General features: G+C 71.6%; 20 protein-coding genes. 8 read left to right on the forward strand and 12 right to left on the reverse strand.

Features of this window, described 5'->3' with window-relative positions; translation table 11 throughout:
* Positions 1-46: 46 nt before the first annotated feature.
* Complete coding sequence (locus tag KVY00_RS05030) at positions 47-922, forward strand: carbon-nitrogen family hydrolase (RefSeq protein ID WP_223044613.1); 876 nt, start codon at positions 47-49, stop codon at positions 920-922.
* Between the two features lie 29 nt (positions 923-951).
* Here the strand turns inward: KVY00_RS05030 and KVY00_RS05035 are convergent, their stop codons facing one another.
* The gene (locus tag KVY00_RS05035; protein ID WP_223044614.1) at positions 952-2202 is read right to left on the reverse strand and encodes a CapA family protein; all 1251 of its coding nucleotides are present in this window, start codon (positions 2200-2202) and stop codon (positions 952-954) included.
* Between the two features lie 32 nt (positions 2203-2234).
* On the opposite strand from KVY00_RS05035, the gene KVY00_RS05040 reads away from it, so the two are divergent.
* Positions 2235-3017, forward strand: a complete 783-nt coding sequence (locus KVY00_RS05040; protein ID WP_223044615.1) for a M15 family metallopeptidase — start codon at positions 2235-2237, stop codon at positions 3015-3017.
* 212 nt (positions 3018-3229) lie between these two features.
* On the forward strand, positions 3230-3652 hold the full coding sequence (locus KVY00_RS05045) for an NUDIX hydrolase (RefSeq protein ID WP_223044616.1): 423 nt from the start codon (positions 3230-3232) through the stop codon (positions 3650-3652).
* A gap of 13 nt (positions 3653-3665) precedes the next feature.
* On the opposite strand, the gene KVY00_RS05050 is transcribed toward KVY00_RS05045, so the two are convergent.
* From KVY00_RS05050 to KVY00_RS05070, 5 genes are all read right to left on the reverse strand, one after another.
* Positions 3666-5231 (reverse strand): FAD-dependent oxidoreductase, encoded by a 1566-nt coding sequence (locus tag KVY00_RS05050; RefSeq protein WP_223044617.1) that lies wholly within the window; start codon positions 5229-5231, stop codon positions 3666-3668.
* Positions 5232-5338: 107 nt separating this feature from the next.
* On the reverse strand, positions 5339-6298 hold the full coding sequence (locus tag KVY00_RS05055) for an ABC transporter substrate-binding protein (protein WP_223044618.1): 960 nt from the start codon (positions 6296-6298) through the stop codon (positions 5339-5341).
* Positions 6295-7116, reverse strand: a complete 822-nt coding sequence (locus KVY00_RS05060; RefSeq protein WP_255572770.1) for an ABC transporter permease — start codon at positions 7114-7116, stop codon at positions 6295-6297. Before KVY00_RS05060 ends, KVY00_RS05055 begins: the two co-directional genes overlap by 4 nt.
* A complete protein-coding gene (locus KVY00_RS05065; protein ID WP_223044619.1) occupies positions 7113-7754 on the reverse strand; it encodes an ABC transporter permease in 642 nt (213 codons plus the stop codon). The genes KVY00_RS05060 and KVY00_RS05065 overlap by 4 nt, the downstream gene beginning before the upstream one ends.
* The gene (locus tag KVY00_RS05070) at positions 7751-8563 is read right to left on the reverse strand and encodes an ABC transporter ATP-binding protein (RefSeq protein ID WP_223044620.1); all 813 of its coding nucleotides are present in this window, start codon (positions 8561-8563) and stop codon (positions 7751-7753) included. Before KVY00_RS05070 ends, KVY00_RS05065 begins: the two co-directional genes overlap by 4 nt.
* A gap of 157 nt (positions 8564-8720) precedes the next feature.
* Between KVY00_RS05070 and KVY00_RS05075 the strand changes: the two genes are divergently transcribed.
* Complete coding sequence (locus tag KVY00_RS05075; protein WP_255572771.1) at positions 8721-9413, forward strand: lysophospholipid acyltransferase family protein; 693 nt, start codon at positions 8721-8723, stop codon at positions 9411-9413.
* Positions 9414-9609: 196 nt separating this feature from the next.
* Here the strand turns inward: KVY00_RS05075 and KVY00_RS05080 are convergent, their stop codons facing one another.
* Positions 9610-10533, reverse strand: a complete 924-nt coding sequence (locus KVY00_RS05080) for an Lrp/AsnC family transcriptional regulator (protein ID WP_223044621.1) — start codon at positions 10531-10533, stop codon at positions 9610-9612.
* A 198-nt stretch (positions 10534-10731) separates the two neighbouring features.
* Between KVY00_RS05080 and KVY00_RS05085 the strand changes: the two genes are divergently transcribed.
* The 4 genes from KVY00_RS05085 (at position 10732) to KVY00_RS05100 (ending at position 16524) form a co-directional block, all read left to right on the forward strand.
* Complete coding sequence (locus KVY00_RS05085; protein WP_223044622.1) at positions 10732-12402, forward strand: amidohydrolase; 1671 nt, start codon at positions 10732-10734, stop codon at positions 12400-12402.
* A 122-nt stretch (positions 12403-12524) separates the two neighbouring features.
* Complete coding sequence (locus KVY00_RS05090) at positions 12525-13880, forward strand: MFS transporter (protein ID WP_223044623.1); 1356 nt, start codon at positions 12525-12527, stop codon at positions 13878-13880.
* 11 nt (positions 13881-13891) lie between these two features.
* Entirely contained in the window at positions 13892-15535 is a 1644-nt protein-coding gene (locus KVY00_RS05095) for a thiamine pyrophosphate-binding protein (RefSeq protein WP_255572773.1), read from the forward strand.
* A complete protein-coding gene (locus KVY00_RS05100) occupies positions 15532-16524 on the forward strand; it encodes a C-terminal binding protein (protein WP_223044624.1) in 993 nt (330 codons plus the stop codon). The genes KVY00_RS05095 and KVY00_RS05100 overlap by 4 nt, the downstream gene beginning before the upstream one ends.
* Positions 16525-16595: 71 nt before the next feature.
* Here KVY00_RS05100 and KVY00_RS05105 read toward each other — a convergent pair whose 3' ends face one another.
* The 5 genes from KVY00_RS05105 to KVY00_RS05125 form a co-directional block, all read right to left on the reverse strand.
* Positions 16596-17426: an HNH endonuclease family protein gene (locus KVY00_RS05105; RefSeq protein WP_317133967.1), complete on the reverse strand. Its 831-nt coding sequence runs from the start codon at positions 17424-17426 to the stop codon at positions 16596-16598.
* Between the two features lie 80 nt (positions 17427-17506).
* Positions 17507-19045 (reverse strand): SulP family inorganic anion transporter, encoded by a 1539-nt coding sequence (locus KVY00_RS05110; RefSeq protein ID WP_223044625.1) that lies wholly within the window; start codon positions 19043-19045, stop codon positions 17507-17509.
* Between the two features lie 46 nt (positions 19046-19091).
* Complete coding sequence (locus KVY00_RS05115; protein ID WP_223044626.1) at positions 19092-19637, reverse strand: MogA/MoaB family molybdenum cofactor biosynthesis protein; 546 nt, start codon at positions 19635-19637, stop codon at positions 19092-19094.
* Positions 19634-20134, reverse strand: a complete 501-nt coding sequence (moaC, locus tag KVY00_RS05120) for a cyclic pyranopterin monophosphate synthase MoaC (RefSeq protein ID WP_223044627.1) — start codon at positions 20132-20134, stop codon at positions 19634-19636. The genes KVY00_RS05115 and moaC overlap by 4 nt, the downstream gene beginning before the upstream one ends.
* Complete coding sequence (locus tag KVY00_RS05125) at positions 20127-21518, reverse strand: molybdopterin molybdotransferase MoeA (protein WP_223044628.1); 1392 nt, start codon at positions 21516-21518, stop codon at positions 20127-20129. The genes moaC and KVY00_RS05125 overlap by 8 nt, the downstream gene beginning before the upstream one ends.
* Positions 21519-21523: the final 5 nt, after the last annotated feature.

The raw sequence follows: 21523 nt of genomic DNA on the forward strand, positions 1-21523 counted from the left end.
GACGCGTTCCCTGCCCGGCGAGCGGCGCACTCGTTAGGCTGGGGGCATGAACGCGACGAAGCCGACGACCGCCAACCCGGATCCCGCCAGCGGCGTTCGCCGCATCGCCCTCGTGCAGATCGCGAGCCCCGACTCCGAGACCCCCCAAGCACGCATCGACCGCGTCGAGCAGCTGCTGCGCCAGTACGACGGCATCGACCTGTTCGTGCTGCCCGAGCTGTGGAGCGCCGGGTACTTCGCGTTCGACCGCTACGAGGAGCGCGCCGAGACGCTCGACGGCGCGACCGTGGCCATGTGCCGACGCGTCGCGCGCGACCTCGGCTCGGCGATCCACCTGGGGAGCATCGTCGAGCGCGGCGCCGACGGGGCCCTGCACAACACGGCGGTGCTCGTCGATGCGGAGGGGCGGATCGCGCAGACCTACCGCAAGATCCACGTGTTCGGCTATCAGTCGCTCGAATCGCAGCTGCTCAGGCCGGGGAGCTCGCTGAGCGTCGTGCCCGGACCCCTCGGCCGGACCGCGAGCACCACCTGCTACGACCTCCGCTTCCCCGGGCTGTGGCAGGAGCTCAGCGCGCGCGGCGCCGAGACCGTCGTGGTGCCCGCGGCTTGGCCCGCGGCACGCCGCGAGCACTGGCGCCTGCTGACGCAGGCGCGCGCGGTCGAGCACCAGGTGTGGGTGCTGGCCTGCAACGCGTGCGGCACGCAGGGCGAGGACGAGCGGGCGGTGCCGCTCGGCGGCTTCAGCCGCGTCGTCGATCCCTCGGGCCGCGTCATTGCTGAGTGCGGCGACGGCGAGGAGGTGCTCGTGGTCGAGGTCAATACCGGCCGTGTCGCCGAGGTGCGCGAGGAGTTCCCTGTGATCGCCGACCGGCTGAGCACGGAGCAGTACGCGGCGCTCTCGGCCGATCCGCTCCCCTGAGGTCGCCCCCGGGCCGCGACCCCGAGCCCCTACTCGGGCAGCACGGTCACGTCGGGCCCGAGGATCTCCGAGGACGCCTCGACCTGCTGCTCGGCCGTCACCCCGAAGCTCGTCTGCTGCAGCAGCTCGCCCGAGGCCGAGAGCGGGGTGATCGACAGGCCGTGCCGCGCCATGAGGTCGCCCGCCGCCTCCTGCTCCGGCGTCCACTCGTAGTGCATGTAGGTGAGGATCGCCGTGGGGTTCTCCACGTGCACCGCGCCGGCGTCGTCGCGCACGAGGTCGAAGCCGGCGATCGCACCGGTGCGCTGCGCGAGCTCGAGCTGGGTGCTGAGCATGTTGCCGATGGAGTACCAGACGAGGGTGCGACCGCCGTCTGCCCGGTCGAGCCAGGTGACCGGCTGCAGCACGTGCGGGCCGGTGCCCACGACCACATCGGCTCCGAGGTCGGCCACGCGCTGGGCGAACGCCGTCTGAGCCTCGTTCACCTCGTGCGAGTCCTCCGTGCCCCAGTGCGCGGAGACGATCACGGTGTCGGCCTGATCCCGAGCCTCGGCCATCAGCTCGGCGACGAGCGCGTCGTCCCCCATCATGTTCAGCGAGACGCCGTCGATCGGAGCGTTCGAGTACTCGGCGAACGAGACGAGCGCGATGCGCACCCCGTCCTGCTCGAAGACCTGCACCGCTCGCTGCTCCTCCGCGCTGCGATTGGCCCCGCTCACCGCGGAGGGCGTGAGCCCGTCCCACACCGCGCGGGTCGCCGCGATGCCCTCCGCGCCCTTGTCGGCGGCGTGGTTGTTGGCCAGGTTGACGAGGTCGCAGCCGACCGCGTCGTGCAGATCGCGCGCGAACTCCGTCGGCGCGTTGAAGGTCGGGTACCCGCTGATGCCGAAGTCGGCTCCCGCGCTCGGCACCTCCTGGTTGCAGAACGTCGCGTCTGCCGCATCCAGCTGCGCGCGGATGCCCTCGAAGAACTGACCGTAGTCCCACCCGCCGTCGGGCAGCTGCGCGTTCGCGTTCACGGAGTCGTGCGGCAGCATGTCGCCCATGGCGATGACGTGGATCGGATCGGCCTCGGCCGGCGCGTCCGTTCCCGGGTCGGGCTCCGGCTGCTCGGGGGCCGGGTCGGGGGCCGCTGTCGGTGCGGGATCCGGATCCGATCCGCCCCACCACAGCGCCGCCGCCGTGCCGCCGCCCAGCAGCACGAGTGCCGCGACGACGATCGTGATGGTAAGCCTGGTACGCCGGGACGGGCCGGAGCGGGCGGGGTTCTCCTGCGTCATGATCCCACCCTATGCGCGATTAGGCTGAGGGCATGACGGCCAGGATCCTCCGCCCCTCGCTCGCCGCGCTGCTGCTCTTCGGCGTCGCGCTGCCGGTCGCCGGCTGCGCCCCGGAGCCCGCGGCCGATCCCGAACCCGCCGCCGAGGCCTCCGCGACCCCCGCTCCGACCGCGGAGCCCACCGCCGAACCGCCGGCCGAACCCGAGTTCGACCGCGCCGCCCACTCGATCGACGACCCCGCGTCGATCTGGGTGGTGAGCAACAAGCTGCGTCCCCTCTCCCCCGTCGACTTCGCCCCCTCCGATCTCTCGATGCCCGAGGGCGTCGAGAACGAGTTCTCGCAGCCCCTGCGCGAGCCCGCGGCGCGCGCCGTCGAGGGCTTCGTCGCCGCAGCCGCGGCGGCGGGCCACGAGGTGCGCATCATCAGCGCCTACCGCGACTACGCCACGCAGGTGACGCTCTACGACAACTACGTCGCGCGCGACGGCCAGGCCGCGGCCGACACCTACTCGGCCCGCCCCGGGCACTCCGAGCACCAGACGGGGCTCGTGGTCGACCTCGACGACCACGGGGACTGCTACCTGGCCGCCTGCTTCGGGGAGACGCCCGCGGGCGTCTGGCTCGCCGAGCACGCGGCCGAGCACGGCTTCATCGTGCGCTACCCCGAGGGCGAGCAGGAGGTCACCGGTTTCATGCCCGAGCCGTGGCACTTCCGCTACGTCGGCGTCGAGCTGGCGCAGGAGATGCGCGCGAGCGGCACGTCCACCCTCGAGGAGTTCTTCGGGCTGCCGCCGGCCCCCGACTACGCCGAGTAGCTCGCACTGCGTGGTCGCCGAAGGGCCTGCGCCGCGATGCGCAGCGCACGACTTGGCTGAGGAGCCTCGGCGCCGTTGTGGACCTCCCGCACCGTTGTAGATCTCTCGCGCGGTGCGAGAGGTCTACAACGGTGCGGGAGGTCTACGCCGGCGAGGCGGAGGGAGCGCCTTCGGCTCAGAACCCGCACCGAGCGAAACGCTAGGCTCGACGGGTGACCGCTGCAGCAGAAACCCTCATCATCCGTGTCAGCGCCGTCGTGATGCGCGACGAATCCGGCCGCGTGCTCAACGTGCGCAAGCGCGGCACGTCATCGCTCATGCTGCCGGGCGGCAAGCACGAGCTCGGCGAGGATCCGCGCGACACCGCCGTGCGGGAGTTCGAGGAGGAGCTCGGGATCGCACTCGACCGCGACCGCCTGCGCGATCTGGGTGTGTTCAGCGCCGTAGCGGCGAACGAGCCCGGGCACACGGTCGAGGCGTCGGTCTTCGAGCACCCGCTCGTGGACGGTGCCGCGGATGCGAAGCCGCGGGCCGAGATCGAATACCTCGAGTGGGTGGACCCGGCTGCGACCGCGCGCCCCGACATGGCCCCGCTCAACACCGACTTCGTGTTCCCGGCGCTGCTCGGCCGGTGACGGGGGTCTGACCTCAGAGCACGTCGCCGGCGGGCGTCTCGAGGCCGAGCAGCGCGTTCTCCACGACCTCCATGAGCGCGGGATGGATCCAGTACTGCCCCCGAGCCGCCGTGTGCGCGTCGATCCCGAAGCTCATCGCCATCACCACGACCTGCACCAGGTTCGATGCCTGATACCCCATCGCGTGGGCGCCGAGGATGCGCCCGTCGCGCCGGTCGGCGATGGCCTTGAAGACTCCCGTCCGATCCTCCATCGCCCAGCCGTACGCCGTGTCGCCGTAGCGCTGCACCTTCACGGTGACGTGCTCGGCGCCGATCGACTCGACCGCCTCCGCCTCGGTGAGCCCGACCTGGGCGAGCTCGGGGTCGCTGAACACCGCGGCCGGCACAGCCTCGTGCCGCGAACGGCGCAGGTCGTCGGGGTGCTCGAGGTTGTGGGCAACGACGCGCGCCTCGTGGTTGGCGACGTGCTTGAGCTGGAACGGCGAGCAGACATCGCCAAGAGCGTAGACGCCGTCGACCGGCTGCCCGCCCGAGAGCACGCGCTGGTACTCGTCGACCGCGATCCGGCCGTCGTCGTGCAGATCGAAGCCGGCCTCGGCAGCGCCCACGAGATCGGAATTGGGGCGGCGACCGGTCGCCACGAGCACGATGTCGGCGCGCAGCGGGCCGTCGTCGCCCTCCCGTGAGCCGGATCCCGACCCCGATTCCGAATCCGAGCCGGTTCCCGAGCCAGAGCAGGTCACCGAGTCAGATCCCGAGTCAGATCCCGAGTCAGATCCCGTTCCCGCGTCTGACCGCACCAGCTCCGCGAGCAACCCGCCCGCCCCGTCCTCGGAGATCTCCGCCACCGAGCAGCCGAGCCGCAGGTCCCAGCGCTTCGCGGCCTCGGCGGTGAAGCACTCCGAGATCTCGACGTCGAGGCGGCGCAGCAGCGTGTCGCCGCGCACCACCTGCACGACCTCGGACCCGAGGCCCGAGAAGACGGCGGCGAACTCGCACGCGATGTACCCGCCGCCGATCACGACGACCCGACGCGGCAGCTCGTCGATGCGCATCACCGTGTCGGAGGTGTGCACGCCGGGCAGGTCGATCCCCGGGATGTCGGGCAGCACCGCCCGCGAGCCGGCGGCGATGACGAGCTGCTCGGCCTCGACCCGGGTGACGGCTCCTTCACCGCTCCCCGCCTCGGACGCGGCGCCGTCGACCACGAGCGCCCGCTGCCCGTCGAGCCGCACGCGGCTGCGCACGAGCTCGACGTTGTCGAGCTCCTCGGCGCGGTACCGCTCCCCTGCCTCGGAGATCGCGTCGATGCGCGAGAAGATGCGGTCGCGGATCCCTCGCCAGTCGGCCCCCTCGAACCGCAGGTCGACCCCGAGCCTCGCGGCCTCCGCGGTGCTGCTCGCGAGCGCCGCCGGGCGCACGTACATCTTCGTGGGAATGCACCCCACGTTCAGGCAGGTGCCGCCGAACACCCCGTGCTCGGCGATCGCGACCCGCTTGTCGTCCCAGAACGGGGTGACGAGCGAGTTGCCCGACCCCGAGCCGACGATCGCGAGGTCCACGCTGATGCTGTTCATGCCACGTATCCTTTCAGATCCCGGGAGCGGGGTCCCGCGACTCGCTGACGTGCTGCGCGAGCGGAGCGAATCGCAGTATCTCGCAGAAGGAGCCGCCGGGTCCGGCCTCAGACGAGCTTCTTCTCGGCGAGCCAATCGCCCGCGATGCGGTCGGGCGACAGCTCGTCGTTCACGCTGCGGCCGTTCATCGTGAGGAGGTCCTCCGAGGTGAGCGCCGCACTGACCTCGTCGATGATCTGCTCTGCGCCCTCGTCGACGCGGTCGCTCGCGAGCGGCACGACGTGCGAGGCGAGGAAGAGCCCCTTCGTGTCCTCGAGCGCCACGAGATCGTTCTCGGCCACGCTGGGGTCGGCGGTGTAGATAATGGCGAGCTGGATCGAGCCGTCTCGCAGCGCCTTCACCGTGAGCGGACCGCCGCCGTCCTCGATGGGGGTGAACGCGACGTCCTCGACGCCGTAGACGTCGGCGAGACCCTTCGGGCCGTAGGGGCGGCTCTCGGCCTCCGAGTTCGCGCCGAGGGTGAGGGGCTCGTCGACCTCAGCCAGGTCTTCCACCTGCTCGAGGTCCCACTGCTCGGCGAACTCGCGGGTCACCATGTAGGAGTCCTGGTCGGTGGCCGGCGCCTGCTCGAGCACGCGCAGGCCGTCGGGCGCGGCCTGCTCGAGCGCGGAGTAGACGTCGTCGCTCAGGCGGGCCTCGGTGTCGGGCTCCCAGTACTGCAGCAGGTTGCCGCTGTACTCGGGGAAGAGGTCGATCGATCCCGCCTCGAGCTCGGGCAGGTAGACCTCGCGCTGGCCGATGCGGAACTGCCGGTCGACTTCGTAGCCGCCCGCTTCGAGCGCCTGCGCGTACACCTCGGCGATGATCTCATTGGAGTAGTAGTCCTGCGAGCCGATCACGATGGTGTCCCCCTCGGCCGGCGTCGCGGGGTCGGGGTCGGCGAGCGGGTCGCCGCCCCCGCAGGCGGTGAGGAGGCCCGCGGAGAGCACGAGCGCGCCCGCGGCGAGCGCGGCGCGGCGCCACGGGGTACGACCGATGGTTCGGCTGGGCTGAAGGCGATGGATCATGATCGTGCTTCCTCTCGTCGGTCGGGTGAGACGGGTCGGTCGGATGGTTCGGGTGAGGGCGGGCGCGGGTCGGAGGGGGCGGAGAGATCGGGATCGCCGGGCGCGCCGAGCCCCGCGGGCCTGGCGCGCGGAGCCCGGGATCCGGGCCTTCCGAAGCGGGCGGAGGCTGCGCGCTGGCAGAGCGCGAGCAGCAGTTCAAGCAGCAGGGTGATCGCCACGACGAGCAGTGCGCCCGCCAGCATCTGCACGTAGTCGCGCGACTTGAGGCCGGCGAACAGATAGCGGCCGAGACCGATATCCGCCGTGTAGGCGGCGAGCGTCGCGGTCGACACGACCTGCAGCGTCGCCGCGCGCACTCCGCCGACCATGACGGGCAGCGACAGCGGTAGTTCGACGCGCAGGATCACCTGGGCCGGGCTGAACCCCACGGCCTTCGCCGCTGCGGGTACCGAGGGGTCGATGGCCTGCACCCCCGCGTACGCCCCGGCGAGCAGCGACGGCACCGCGAGCACGACGAGTGCCAGCAGGGGCGCCGTCAGGCCGATCCCGAACGCGAGGCCGAAGAGCGTGAGCAGGCCGAGGGTGGGCAGCGCGCGGGCGGCCCCGGTGAGCCCGCCGACGAGCCCGGATCCGCGCCTGGTGTGCCCGATGAGCACCCCGGCCGGCAGTGCGACAGCACCCGCGATGAGGAGCACGAGCGCGGTCACCCCGAGGTGCTGGAGCATGCGGCTCGGGATCCCTCCGGCACCGCTCCAGTGCGCGGGATCGGCGAGCCAGCCCAGGGCCTCGCCGAACAGGCCGAGTGCGGCGGGGGTCATGCCCTCGCCCCTCTCGTCCACGGGGTGAGCGCCCGGCCGATCCCGAGCACCGCGGCATCGAGCAGCAGCGCCAGGATCGCGGTGGCGAGCACCCCGGTCCACACCTCCGCCGCGATCCCGCGCTGGAAGCCGTCGGTGAGCAGCGTGCCGAGGCCGGGCACGCCGATCAGCGCGCCGAGGGTGACCAGGCTGATCGTCGACACCGTCACCACGCGCACGCCCGAGATCAGCACGGGCACCGCGAGCGGCAGGTCGACCCGCCAGAACAGGCCCCGCGGCGAGTAGCCCGTCGCGGTCGCCGCGTCGCGCAACTGGGGGTCGACGGCCGAGAACGCGTCGCACGCGGTGCGCACGAGCAGCGCGACGCCGTACACCGTGAGCGCGGCGACCATCGTCTGCCACGACCGCAGGGGCGTGCCGATGATCGCGGGGAGGATGATGAGCAGCGGCAGCGCCGGGATCGCGTAGGCGAGCGTCGCGAGCGAGAGCAGCGGGCCGCCGATGCGGGGCCTGCGGAACGCGAGGCGGCCGATCGGCACGGCGATGAGCACGCTCACGAGGATCGCGGGCAGGCTGAGCAGCAGGTGGTCGACCGCGAGTCCGGCCACGGCGTCCCAGTTCGCGAGCAGCCAGCTCACCGGCCCAGCACCCCCACGGGCCGGCCGTCCTCGTCGACGGCGACGCTGCGGCCTCCCACTTCGACGCGGCGCAGCCGGCGCTCGGCGCGATCGGCACCGACGAAGTCGCGCACGAAATCGCTCGCCGGATCCGCGAGGATCTCCGGGGGCGTGCCGCGCTGCGCGATCCTGCCCCCGCTCTCGAGCACGACCACCTCGTCGCCCAGCAGGAACGCCTCGTCGACGTCGTGCGTCACGAACACGATCGTCTTGCCGAGCTCCGACTGCAGCTGCAGCAGTTCGTGCTGCAGCTCTCGGCGAACGATCGGGTCGACGGCGCCGAATGGCTCGTCCATGAGCAGAATGTTGGGGTCGGAAGCCAGGGCGCGTGCGACGCCGACGCGCTGCTGCTGGCCGCCCGAGAGCTGCGCCGGGTAGCGGTCGCCGAGCGCGGGATCGAGCCCCACCCGCTCCAGCAGCTCCCCCGCTGCCGCGCGCGCCGCTCGCCGCGGGGTTCCCGACAGGATCGGCACGGTCGCCACGTTGTCGCGCACGGTCCGATGCGGCAGCAGCCCGCCGTGCTGCATCACGTATCCGATCGAGCGGCGCAGCTCGACGGGGTCGCGGTCGCGCACGTCCTCGCCGTCGATGAGCACCCGGCCCTGCGTGGGATCGACCATGCGGTTCACCATCCGCAACAGCGTGGTCTTGCCCGAGCCCGAGGATCCGACGAGCACCACCGTGCGGTGCGAGGGCACCGCGCATGAGAAATCATGCACGGCCGTCGCTCCACCCGGGTAGGCCTTGGATACGTGCTCGAACTCGATCACGTCGTCACCTCCCTGAGGTCGGGCGCGCGGTGGTTCCGCTCACCCCACCCTAACGACCGCCCGCGGACGCCGCACAGGGGGCTTGCCAGACGACGCGCCACGGTGTATGCGGCGGGGATGGCAGACGGAGAGAGTCGGCCGGGGATAGGCTCGCAGTGTGAGCTCCTCGACCGCCGCGACCACGCCGACCGCACGCCCGGGCCCCGTCTTCTTCATCGGCCGAGCGGTGCTGAGACCTCTGCTGAGACTGCGCTTCCGGCCCCGCGTGTCGGGCCGCGAGCACGTACCCGCGGCAGGCCCCGTGCTGCTCGCCAGCAACCACCTCTCGGGGCTCGACACGATCCTCATCCCGTCGTTCTCGCCGCGCAAGGTGCAGTTCCTCGCGAAGGCATCGCTCTTCGAATCGCGCATCGGAGGCTGGTTCTTCAGGCAGATCGGCGCGATCCCGGTGCACCGCGAGGCCTCGTCGGCCGCGCAGGAGGCGCTCGACGCGGGGCGCGGGGTGCTCGCCTCCGGCAGTGTCTTCGCTGTGTTCCCGGAGGGCAGCCGCTCGCGCGACGGCCGCCTCTACCGCGGGCGCGCCGGGGCGGCCTGGCTCGCGCTCGAGACCGGGGCGACCGTGGTGCCGGTGGGCCTCATCGGCACGAACCGCAAGCTGCGGGATCCCGCCACGGGGCGGGCCGCCCGGGTGGAGGTGCGCTTCGGCCCGCCGGTGCCGCTCGAAGACCTCGCGGGGCTGCCGGGCGGCCGCGCCCGCCGCGAGGCCACCGAGCGGATCATGACGGCGATCCACGCCCTCACCGGCCAGGAGCTCGCCGACGACCACGCCGCGGGAGGCCGCGGCGCCTGAGCGAACCGCGCACGTCCTCCCCGATTCGGGGTCGTTTTCGTGCGTGTCGCGTCGGGCGACACGGCAGAAAGTGACCCCGGATCGGTGACACGGCAGAAAGTGACCCCGAATGCGTGGGCCTATGCCGTTCGGGGGGTCTACGCGATTCGGATAGCGTATGGGTTTCGCCGCTTCGACAGGCTCAGCGACGAGCCCCTCACGCCCGGCGATTGCGCTCCAGACGGTCGAGACTCCACTCGTAGCGCTCGAGCCAGACGAAGGCGTGGATCCAGGTCTCGACGAAGCGCACCCCGGGGTGCGCGCGGATCCTCCGCACGATATCCGTGTAATCGGCGAGCGACCTCGCCGCGATCGTCGCGATGAGCCCGTAGCGGCCCAGCGTGCGCGCGGCGAACTCGATCGTCGGGATGCCGAGCAGCAGTTCCTCCGCCGAGGCCAGATCGTCGGCTTCTCCGGTGAGCATGATCCCCACACCCGACAGCACCGATGTCGTCGCGCTGCGTCGGCTGCGCACCGCCCCGATGCGCATGATGCCCGAGTCGAGCAGCCGCAGCACGCGCGCCCGGCACGCTGACGCCGACCGCCCGGTGCGCCGCGCGAGCTCGCCGAAGGTGAGCCGGCCGTCCGTCTGCAACTGCGCCATGAGCTCGATATCGAAGTCGTCGAACTCGAGATCCGTCGGTTCGGGATCCTCCCCCAGCCGCAGTCGCCGGAGCACCCGGTCGTAGAGGGAGAACTGCACCTCGTCCACGCCGTCGATCGCCTGGATCGCGCGCACCGAGCGACCCACGTCGTCGCTGTCGGCCGCCCACACCTCGACCACGGCCTGCGACTGCCCGCTGATCTCCGACAGGAACACGACGTTCGGGAACTCGCGCAGCCGCTCGAACACGGGCGAGGTGGATCCGCTGATGCGCAGTTGCAGGTTGGCCTGGATCGGGAGGCCGACGGCGCGCGGGTGCACGGCCGCGAGGATCCGGATCTCGCCGGCGGCCAGCAGTTCGTGGACCCGCTGGGCGACGAGGGTTCGATGCACGCCGAGCTTCGTCGCGAGCGCGGAGAACTGCGCGCGCCCGTCGAGCTGGAGGGCGCGAATGAGATCCTCATCGAAATCGTCCATGCCTGCATCCTGCCAGAACCATCCCCGACGGATCGCATCAAAAATTCTGTCTCACGAGCCAGAGCAGCACATCCGCTCGAAAAAATGCCAGTCTGTGACGACATAACTGCGGCGACAGCGAAACTGACGCACAATCTGGCTTCCAACGCGAGCCCGAGCCGCGTACTCTCGTATCGATTCGACACGAAGGAGTTCACCGTGCGCAAGCTCGCGTTCACCCAGGCCCCCGTCCCGACCGCGCCGAAGATCGTCACGGCCGCGCGCATCGACGCCCTCGACGAGTCGGGGAGCACCCCCGAGGCGTTCCTCGTCATCGGAGACCGCTTCGCGCACGTCGGCACCGTGGCCGAGTGCCGCTCCGCAGCCGCCGAGGTGAGCGCGCTCGAGCCCGAGCTCGTAGATCTGGGCGACACCACGGTGGTGCCCGGCTTCATCGACGCGCACGCCCACCCCCTCATGCTCGGTCAAATGATGAGCTGGGTCGACTGCGGCCCCGACAAGGCCGGCTCGATCCCCGAGATCGTCGCCCTGCTGCAGGAGGCCGCGAAGACGCTGCCCGCGGGCCGACCGATCCGGGGCTACGGATACGAGCAGCGCAACCTCGCCGAGCGCCGCCACCCGACCCGCTTCGAGCTCGACCAGGTGGCGACCGATCGCGAGGTCTACCTCATGAACGCGTCGGGCCACGGCGGAGTGGTCAACAGCTACACCTTCGAACTGCACGGCGTGACCCGCGACACCCCGAACCCGAAGGGCGGCGAGTTCTTCCGCGATGCCGACGGCGAGCTCACGGGCGAGCTCTCCGACGCGGCGTGCAACGTGCTCACCGGCCTCGAGGGCGTCAAGATCGGGCACCACGGCCCCAACTTCCACCTCGCCGACGAGCCCGAGGAGCACAAGCGACAGCTCGCCGCGGCCCAGGAGAACTTCCTCGCGGGCGGCGTCACCACGATCGGCGACGCCCAGGTGAGCCGACGCGAGTTCGACATGTACCTGCGTCTCGCGGAATCCGGCGACCTCAAGGTGCGCGTGAGCATGTACCTGCTGTCGCACCTGCTCCACGAGGCGATCGAGATGGGCCTGCACGGCCAGTTCGGCAACGAGCACCTCAGCTTCGCAGGCATCAAGTTCTACTCCGACGGCACGCTCGGCGGCTGGACCGCGTACTTCCCCGACGGCTACGTGGGCGACCCCTGCCGCACCGGTCAGCTCTACCACGAGCCGGGCGACTACACCGAGCTCATCAGGAAGGCGCACCGCGTCGGCCTGCAGACCGCCACGCACTCGCAGTCGCCCACGGCGCTCGAGATGGTGATCAGCGCGATCGAGGCGGCACTCGCGGATCGCCCCGACCCCGACGCCCGTCACCGCATCGAGCACTGCGGCCTGCCCACCCCCGAGCAGATCACCCGCATGGCGAAGGCCGGCATCTACCCCGTCAACCAGCCCCAGCACCACTACAACTGGGGCGAGGGCGTCGAGCAGGCCGTCGGCACCCCCGGCGAGCGCTTCAACCCCCTCGGCGAGTTCGAGCGCGCGGGCGTGCCCGTCACGATCTCCTCCGACGCGCCGGTCGCCGATCCTCGTCCGATGGAGGCCGTGCAGGCCGCCGTCTCGCGCATCACCCGCCGCGGCACCCAGCTCGGTTCCGACGACCTCGCGGTGTCGCTCGACACCGCCCTCCGCGCCCACACCATCTCAGCTGCCCGTGCGCTGGGGCGAGAGGACGAGCTCGGCAGCATCGAGGCCGGCAAGCGCGCCGACTTCGCGGTGCTCGACCGGGATCCGCACGCCACCCCGGTGCCCGAGCTCGCGAAGATCTCGGTGACCGAGACCTGGGTCGGCGGCGAGCGCGTCTTCACCCGCTGATCCTTCCTGTCCCCTATCCCCGCCGAAAGGCGGATAATGCGTGTTACATCCCCACCGCGCACGCATTCTCCGCCTTTCGGCACCTTCCCGAGCCTTCTCCGACATCCAGCAAAGGAGCTCACATGTCCACCACCACGGCCGCTGCGCCGAACTCCCATAAACGCGCCCTGAGAGGCGGCATGGCCGCCCTCGTCGGCACCTCGATCGAGTGGTACGACTTCTACGTCTACGCCACCGCGGCGGCGATCATCTTCCCGCACGTCTTCTTCCCCGAGGCCGAACCGGCTCTGGCCACCCTCGCCTCGTTCGGCACCTACGCCGTCGCGTTCTTCATGCGCCCGATCGGCGGCATCATCTTCGGCCACATCGGCGACAAGCTCGGCCGCAAGCCTGCGCTCACGATCACGCTGGTGCTCATGGGCATCGCGACGACCCTGGTCGGGTTGCTGCCCGGTTACGCGACCATCGGGATCTGGGGCCCGATCCTGCTGATCATCTGCCGCATGGCCCAGGGCCTCGCCGTCGGCGGCGAATGGGGCGGCGCCAGCCTCATGGCGGTCGAGAGCGCCCCGCCGAAGTGGAAGAGCTTCTACGGCGGCTTCACGCAGGTGGGCAACCCGCTCGGCGCCATGATGGCGACCGGCGCGTTCTGGGCGCTCTCGGCGCTCGGCGAGGACGCGCTGCTGAGCTGGGGCTGGCGCATCCCGTTCCTCTTCAGCATCGTGCTCATCGCCGTCGGCTTCTGGGTGCGCTGGCGCGTCGAGGAGACGCCCGTGTTCGAGGAGAAGGTCGAGGGGCACGAGCAGTCGACCCCGCTGCTCTTCGCGCTGAAGAACAACTGGCTGCCGATCCTGCTCGGTTTCGGCATCATCGCGATGTCGTCCGGCGGCTACGTGATCGCGACGACCTTCGTGCAGAACTACGCCGACAGTCCCGAGATCGGGCTCGACCCGTCGATCATCCTCGGCGCCATGACGATCGCGTCGCTCGTCGAGTTCATCGTGACGCTGCCGATCGCCGCGCTCGGCGACAAGATCGGCCCCAAGATGGTCATGTACCTCGGCATCATCCCGTCGTTCATCGTGATCATCCCGCTCGTGCTCTCGATCCAGGCCAAGAACGTCGGAATGATCTGGCTGTTCGTGATCCTGATCCGCGTCACGCTGAGCGGCGCCTGGGCGCCCCTCTCGACCCTCATGGCGCAGATGTTCCGCCCGCAGTCGCGGTACACCTCGATGTCGCTCTCCTACGGCATCGGCGCCGCGGTCTGGGGCGGCCTCTCGCCGGCGATCGCCTCCACCCTGCTCATCATGACCGACGGCAACTTCTGGTCGGTCGTCGCGTTCTTCGGCGTGCTCGCGCTCGCGGCCTTCATCGGTGTGCGCTTCGCACCGCAGCACTCGGACACGGCTCCGGTCACGGGGTCGTTCACCCCGCGCCTCGACACCACCGCGGTCGACACTCACGGAAAGGAATAGGTTTCGCACCCATGGAAACCACCCCCAAGCGCACGACCGGCTGGGTCGTCATGGAGACGATCCGCTCCTACGGCGTCGACACGATCTTCGGCATCCCGGGCACCCACAACCTCGAGCTCTACCGCCCGCTGGGCGCGCTCGGGATCCGGGCCGTGACCACCCGCCACGAGCAGGGCGCGGGCTACGGCGCCGACGGGTGGTCGCTGCAGACGGGCCTGCCCGGCGTGGTCATCACCACGAGCGGCCCCGGCCTGCTCAACGCCCTCTCGGCGGCGGGCACCGCCTACTGCGAGTCGCGCCCGATGATCATCATCTCCCCGGGCCCGGCCCTCGGGTCCGAGTTCGCCGACGTGGGTACTCTGCACGAGACGAAGGATCAGCTCGGCGCGGCCTCCGCCATCGTCGAGTGGGGCCGCCGGGTGCGCTCGGCCGAGGAGGCCGTCGCGGCGATCCACGACGCATTCGAGCTGTTCGCCACCACGCGGCCGCGCCCGGTCTACCTCGAGATCCCGCTCGATGTACTCGAGCAGGAGACCGACCTCGCAGCCGACGCGACCGCCCGGCGCGAGGTCCCGACTCCCCCGGCTGCCCCGGCAGATGCGGTGGCCGAGGCCGCCGCGCTGCTCGCCGGCGCCGCTCGCCCCGCGATCCTGGCCGGCGGCGGGTCGCGCGGGGCGGGCGCGGAGTTGCGCGCGCTCGCCGAGCGGATCGCCGCACCCGTGGTCACGACCCTCAACGCGAAGGGGGTGCTCGACGAGCATCACCCGCTCGCCGCCGGCTCGAACCTGCGCCTGGCCGCGGGGCGGAGGGTCGCCCAAGAGGCCGACGTGCTGCTCGTCGTGGGATCGAAGCTGGGTGAGGCCGAGCTGTGGCTCGACCGGCTGCGCGCCGAGGGCAGCGTGATCCGCATCGATCTGCTGGAGTCGCAGATCGACAAGAATCAGCGCGCCGACGTCGGCCTCGTGGGCGACGCCGCGGCCACGCTCTCCGCGATCCTCGACGCGCTGGCGGACGAGGATCCGGATCCAGCGCGCACCGAAACCGCCGAGGCCCTGGTGCGCGAGGCGCTCGCCGCCGCGCGCACCGAATCGGCCGAGCTGTCGGCGACGAACACCGTGCTCGCCGAACGCATCGCCGCGGCCCTGCCCGAGCACGCGATCGTCTCGACCGACTCCTCGCAGATCGCCTACTGGGGGCTGCTCAACGCACTGCGCGTATCCGAGCCGAACTCGATGCCGTACATGGCGACCTACGCCACGCTCGGCTACGGGCTGCCCGCGGCGCTCGGCTCCCGTATCGCCGCACCGCACCGCCCCTCGTTCGTCGTCACGGGCGACGGCGCCCTCATGTTCTCCATGAACGAGTTCATCACGGTCGTCGAGCAGGGCGAGGACGTCACCGTGATCGTGGTCGACAACGGCGGCTACGCCGAGATCAAGCAGAACGAGGCCGACGCCGGCATCGCGCCGGTGGGCGTCGAACTCGCGCAGCCCGACTGGGTCGCCGTCGCCGACGCGTTCGGCGGGCGGGGCCGCAGCGCCGGCAACCCGGGCGAACTGGCGCGCGCCGTCGAGGCGGCGGTGAGCGAGGGTGGCCTGCAGCTGATCCACATCGATCAGGCGGCGTTCGATCTCTCGGAAGCGGACGCCTCGTGAGCGCCCGCGGCGAGCGGCCTCTCGCGGTCTACACCGACGTGGACGACACCGACCCCGCGATCGGCATCCGGCTGCTCGAGGAGCACGGCTTCGAGGTGCGGGTGCTCGGCACCCGCGATCCCGAGGCGATCATCGAGGGATCGCGGGGCGCCGTCGCGCTGCTGCCCGGATACGCCCCCGTGACCCGCGAGGTCATCGAGGCGCTGCCCGAGTTGCGAATCGTCCCGCTCATGTCGATGGGCTTCGACTACGTCGACGTCGAGGCCGCGACCGAGCGCGGCGTCTGGGTGACGAACGTGCCGGGCGCCGCCACCGAGGAGGTCGCGACCCACGCGCTCGCGATCCTGCTCAGCACCGTGCGGCAGCTCCCCTTTTACACCGCCTCGGCGAACCCGCGCGACTGGAACGATCGCGCGCCTGCGGCACCGCCCCGCCTCAGCGAGACGACGCTCGGCGTCATCGGGCTCGGGCGGATCGGGCGCGAGCTCGTGCGCCTCGCCGCTCCCCTCTTCGGCTCGGTGGTCGGCTACGATCCCATGCTGCCCGACACCGCCGAGGTGCGGGCCGAGCTCGACGCGCTCGGCGTGCGGCGCGCGAGCCTCGACGAGGTGCGGGCGTCGTCGCACGTGCTCTCGCTCCACCTGCCGCTCACACCCGAGACCGAGCGCATGGTCGATGCCGAGTTCCTGTCGGCGATGCCTCGCGGCTCCGTGATCGTGAACGTGTCGCGGGGCGCGCTCATCGACAACGACGCGCTGGTCGCCGCGCTCGACTCGGGGCAGCTCTCGGGTGCGGCCCTCGACGTGCTCGATCAGGAGCCGCCCGAGCCGGGGCACCCCCTCCTCGGCCGCGACGATGTAGTGCTCACCCCGCACATCGCGTACTTCTCGGCGCGCACCGAGGTCGAGTACGTGCGGATCCAGGCGCAGAACGCCGTCTCACTGCTCGAAACGGGCGCGCCCGACTCTCCGGTCAATCGCCCGGAGTAGGGCTCGGTGAGCCTGCCCCTATCGAGATGACGCTCGCTGCCCTGGGCGAGCGCCGTCGGGCGCGGCAAGCGTCATCTCGATAGGACGCCGGCGAGCTCCGAGGTGTACCCCGGCTGCCCGGGGCAGCCGTCGAGCACACGCTGCATCGCATCGTGCTCGGCGGCGGTCACCCACAGCCCGTAGCTCGTCTTCACCGAGATCTGGCGCGCCACGTACTCGCAGCGGAACCCGCGCGACGGCGGCAGCCAGGTCGCGGCGTCGCCGTCGCCCTTGCTCGAGTTGGCGGGGCCGTCGACGGCCAGCAGGTTGACCGGATCGTTGGCGAACGCGATCCGCTGCTCCTGCGTGAGCGCCTGGGCGCCCTTCTGCCAGGCGTCCGAGAGCGCGACCACGTGATCGATCTGCACCGCCTGCGAGGTCTGATCGCCGCGCACGAAGTCGATCCGCGCACCGGTGTAGGGATCGAGCAGCACCCCCGAGAGCACCTTGCACGGCCCATCGAGCACGACCTCGGTCAGGTCGCGCTGCAGGGTGTCGTTGCGGGCGTCGCAGCCGTTGCGATCCGGGTCCTTCCAGCCGTGCCCGAAGCGCTCGCGCCGGTCGTAGCCGGTCTTCGGCGCCCGCCCCTTGACGGGCAGGGCGTCGAGCATCTCGGCTGCGGCGGCCGTAGCTGCCGGAGGATCGCTGGATGGACCCGGATCGGGATCGGCGCTCGGATCCTGGTTCTGATCCGGATCCTGGCCCCGATCCTCCCGGTCGCCCTCGCCTCCGCTCTCCCGCGCCGCGCCCGCGCCATCGTCGTCGCGCAGCACGGCCGTGCCGCCGCGGTCGCCCCGGTGCTCCGGGCTCTCGGCCCCGCCGGCGCCCTGCAGGAGGATCCCCGCGATCAGAAGGACCGGCAACGCAGCGATCACGAGCACGCGGGAGGCGCCCGTCGCGCGGGCCCGGCGCCCTGGTCCGCGCGACCTTCCGGGAGCGCGGCTCAACCCTCGCCGCCGAGGGTGCCCGTGAGCCGCGAGTGGAGGTCGCTCGTGCGGGCGTTCATGCCGGTCAGCTCCACCCGCTTCCCGAGACGCTCGTACTTGGTGACGACCGCGTCGAGCGCGGCGACCGTCGAGGCATCCCAGACGTGGGCGGCCGACATGTCGATCACCACGTGCTCAGGGTCGTGCCGGTACTCGAACTGGGTCGTGAGGTCGTTGCTCGACGCGAAGAACAGCTCACCGGTCACCGTGTAGTGCGCACGCCCGGGGCCGCCCTCCTCGGCGTGCTCGGCGGGCCGTACCTCCCGCTCGACCCGCACGACGTGGGCGACCCGTCGCACGAACAGCACCGACGCGACGAGCACACCCCCGATGACGCCGATCGCGAGGTTGCGGGTGGCGACGACGAGGGCGACCGTGGCGAGCATGACGAAGGTCTCGCTCTTCGGCATCCGCCGCAGCGTCGCGGGCGCCACACTGTGCCAGTCGAAGGCCTCGATCGACACCATGATCATCACTGCGACGAGGGCCGCCATGGGGATCATCGCCACGACGTCGCCGAGCACGACCACGAGGATCAGCAGGAACACGCCTGCCAGGAACGTCGAGATGCGCGTGCGCGCCCCCGACGCCTTGACGTTGATCATGGTCTGCCCGATGACGGCGCAGCCGCCCATGCCGCCGCCGAAGCCCGAGAGGAGGTTGGCCACCCCCTGCGCCCAACTCTCGCGAGTCTTGTTCGAGTGGGTGTCGGTGATCTCGTCGACGAGTTTGGCGGTCATGAGCGACTCCATGAGGCCCACGAGCGCCATCGCGAAGGCGTAGGGCGCGATCGCGGCGAGGGTGCTCCACTCGAGCGGCACGTTCGGGATCACGAGCTCGGGCAGGCTGCGCGGCAGCTCTCCCTGGTCGCCGACGGTGGGTACGTTGATCGCGCAGACGACCACCACTGCGGTCACGATGATCACCGAGACGAGCGGTGCGGGCACCGCCTGAGTGATCCGCGGCATGAGGAGCAGGATCAGGATCCCGCCGGCCACCAGCGGGTACACCGCCCAGGGCACCCCGATCAGCTGGGGCAGCTGCGCGATGAAGACGAGGATCGCGAGCGAGTTCACGAAGCCCACCATCACGCTGCGCGGGATGAATCGCATGAGCTTCGCGACCCCGAGCACCGCGAGCAGGATCTGGATCAGCCCCGCCAGCAGCACCGTCGCGATGAGGTACTCGGGTCCGTGCTCGCGCACCACGGGTGCCACGACGAGCGCCACCGCTCCCGTCGCGGCGGTGATCATGGCGGGCCGACCGCCGAGAAAGGCGATGCTCGTCGCCATGATGAACGAGGAGAGCAGCCCCATGCGCGGATCCACGCCGGCGATCACCGAGAACGCGATCGCCTCCGGGATCAGGGCGAGAGCGACCACGATGCCCGCGAGCACCTCCCGGGTGAGCAGCCGTGGACTGCGCAGCGCGGCGAGCACGGACGGATCGGGGCGGTAGCGGGCGCGCTCGTCCGCGGTCTTCTGGGGAGGGGTCACTGCGATTCCTTCGAGCGAAGCGGGCGCCGGCGGCCCGAGCTGTCGGCTAGCAGCCTACCGGTCCCGGGTCGTGGCGCGATCCCGGCGCTCGACGCTGGTGCAGCAGGTGCTCGAGCACGCCGTCGAGCACTTCGAGACCGTCGGCGACCCCTCCGGGCGATCCCGGCAGCGTGACCACGAAGGTGTCGCCGGCGAAGCCCGCCACCCCGCGGGTGATGAGCGCGAGCGGCGACGAGGCGAGGCCGCGACGGCGGATCTCCTCGATCACACCCGGCACCCGCACGTCGAGCAGCGGGTCGACGACCTCCGGGGTGAGGTCGCTCGGCGAGACTCCGGTGCCGCCGGTGACGATGACGACGGCGGCCCGCTCCTCGAGCGCGGCCCGCACCGCCGCCCCGACGGGCTCGCCGTCGGGGACGACGACCGGCGCCCCGGTCTCGAAGCCGCGCTCCCCCAGCCAATCCCGGATCAGCGGCCCGGTGCGGTCGATCGAGCGGCCGGCCGCCGCGCTGGTCGATGCGACGACGGCCACGGCCCGACGCCCGGCCTCCGACCCGCCGGGGCCGTCGCCACCGCCGACGACGCCATTCACGCGGCCTCCCAGTCGCCGCTCTTGCCGCCCGACTTGGCGAGCACCCGCGTGCCGGTGATCTCCGCGTGCTTGTGCACCGCCTTGATCATGTCGTACAGGGTCAGCGCGGCGACGCTCGCGGCGGTGAGCGCCTCCATCTCGACGCCCGTGACACCGCGCGTCGTCACCTCGGCCAGTACCCGCACCCGATCCCCCTCGGCCTCGAAGTCCACCGACACCCGGCTGATGGGCAGCGGATGGCAGAGCGGGATCAGCTCCCACGTGCGCTTCGCTGCCATGATGCCGGCGACGCGGGCCGTGCCGAGCGCCTCGCCCTTCGGCAGCTGCCCCTCCATGAGCTGCTGCACGACCGCGGGAAGGGTCACGAGCACGGCCTCGGCGCGAGCGGTGCGCTTGGTGACGGCCTTGTCGCTCACGTCGACCATGTGCGCGCTGCCGTCCTCGCGCAGGTGGGTGAGGCCGGGATCGGCGGGGCGCTCGGCGCGGGGCTCAGTCATGGATCCTCCAGACGGTGACGGGGGTGTTCTCGGCTGCGAAACCGGCTCCGAGCGGGATCTCGGCGATCACGTCTGCTGCCGCGAGTCCGCTGAGCAGGTGGGAGCTCGGCCCGCTGAGCACGACCCGGCCGTCGGGAGCGAGCGTGCCACGGCGAAGCTGCAGCTTGTCCTCGGGCGAGACGGCGTCGTGGGCGAGCGGCCGCCGCTCGCGCGTCCGCTCGGGCGCGAGGCCCGCGTACTCCCGCAGCGCGGGCAGCAGGAAGAGCTCGGCCGAGAGCATCGCGCTCACCGGGTTGCCGGGGAAGCAGAGGGCGGGCAGCCGGTGCCCACCGTCCGTCTCGTCGGCGCCGCCGGCCTCGTCGGCGTCGTCCGCCTCGTCGGCACCGTCAGTCTCGTCGAGCACGAGCACGCCGAGGCCCTGCGGTCCTCCCGGCTGCATGGCGACCTTCACGAACTCCGCTCCCAGCGGTGCGAGCGCATCCCGTACCACCTCGAACGCGCCCGCGCTGATGCCGCCCGAGGTCACGATCAGGTCGGCCCACGGCGCATCCGCGCTGATCGCCGCCCGCAGCGCCGCGGGGTCGTCCTCGCATCGCAGCACCCGCACGTCGGCCGACACGGCTCTGAGCGCCGCGGCGAGCATCGGGGTGTTCGCATCGTGGATCCGCCCCGGGGCGAGGCCGTTCGCCTGACCCGGCGGCACGATCTCGTCCCCCGTCGAGCAGAGCAGCACGCGCACGCGCGGCAGCACCGGCACCGCGGCGATACCGGCCGCGGCGAGCGCGCCGATGCGAGCGGGGGTGAGACGGGCGCCCGCTGCGAGGATCTCCGCGCCGGAGCCGAGATCGGATCCCGCGCGCCTCACGAACTCCCCCACCGGCACCGGAGCGATGAACGCCACCGTTCCCCGCGGCTCACCCCGGCCGGCTCTGGCAAGCGCCGGGAACTCGGGCGGCAGCACCCGCTCGATCGGCACGACCGCGTCCGCCCCTCGGGGGATCGCCGCACCTGTCATCACCGGCGACGCGCTGCCCGGCGCGTGCTCGACGGGAGCGTCGCCCGCGGCGGTCGCGATCCCGATCCGGAGTTCCACGGGTCTCGCCTCGGTCGCCTCCGCAAGATCGTGGGAGCGCACCGCGTAGCCGTCCATCTGCGAATTGTCGAAGGGCGGCAGCGGGATCGGCGAGGCGGTGGCCTCGGCCGTCACCCGTCCGAGCAGGCCGGCGTCGATGACGCTCAGCCTCTCGGGCCCCCGAGTGCGGGCCCGCAGCAACGCTTCGCCCAGCACGCGACGGCAGACCGCGGCATGCTCCTCGGCGGTGCGAGCAGCCGCTGACTCGATGCCCTGCCCCGCGCCCGCGGCTTCCCGCCCGGTTGCGCTCACCGTTC

The organism is Leucobacter tenebrionis (assembly GCF_019884725.1).
GTDB classification, from domain to species: Bacteria; Actinomycetota; Actinomycetes; order Actinomycetales; family Microbacteriaceae; genus Leucobacter; species Leucobacter tenebrionis.

Excerpts from the sequence above, each read along its gene's own strand:
- KVY00_RS05030 (WP_223044613.1), top strand. The coding sequence starts at position 47 with ATGAACGCGACGAAGCCGACGACCGCCAACCCGGATCCCGCCAGCGGC.
- KVY00_RS05035 (WP_223044614.1), bottom strand. The coding sequence starts at position 2,202 with ATGACGCAGGAGAACCCCGCCCGCTCCGGCCCGTCCCGGCGTACCAGG.
- KVY00_RS05040 (WP_223044615.1), top strand. The coding sequence starts at position 2,235 with ATGACGGCCAGGATCCTCCGCCCCTCGCTCGCCGCGCTGCTGCTCTTC.
- KVY00_RS05050 (WP_223044617.1), bottom strand. The coding sequence starts at position 5,231 with ATGAACAGCATCAGCGTGGACCTCGCGATCGTCGGCTCGGGGTCGGGC.
- KVY00_RS05055 (WP_223044618.1), bottom strand. The coding sequence starts at position 6,298 with ATGATCCATCGCCTTCAGCCCAGCCGAACCATCGGTCGTACCCCGTGG.
- KVY00_RS05060 (WP_255572770.1), bottom strand. The coding sequence starts at position 7,116 with ATGACCCCCGCCGCACTCGGCCTGTTCGGCGAGGCCCTGGGCTGGCTC.
- KVY00_RS05080 (WP_223044621.1), bottom strand. The coding sequence starts at position 10,533 with ATGGACGATTTCGATGAGGATCTCATTCGCGCCCTCCAGCTCGACGGG.
- KVY00_RS05090 (WP_223044623.1), top strand. The coding sequence starts at position 12,525 with ATGTCCACCACCACGGCCGCTGCGCCGAACTCCCATAAACGCGCCCTG.
- KVY00_RS05095 (WP_255572773.1), top strand. The coding sequence starts at position 13,892 with ATGGAAACCACCCCCAAGCGCACGACCGGCTGGGTCGTCATGGAGACG.
- moaC (WP_223044627.1), bottom strand. The coding sequence starts at position 20,134 with ATGACTGAGCCCCGCGCCGAGCGCCCCGCCGATCCCGGCCTCACCCAC.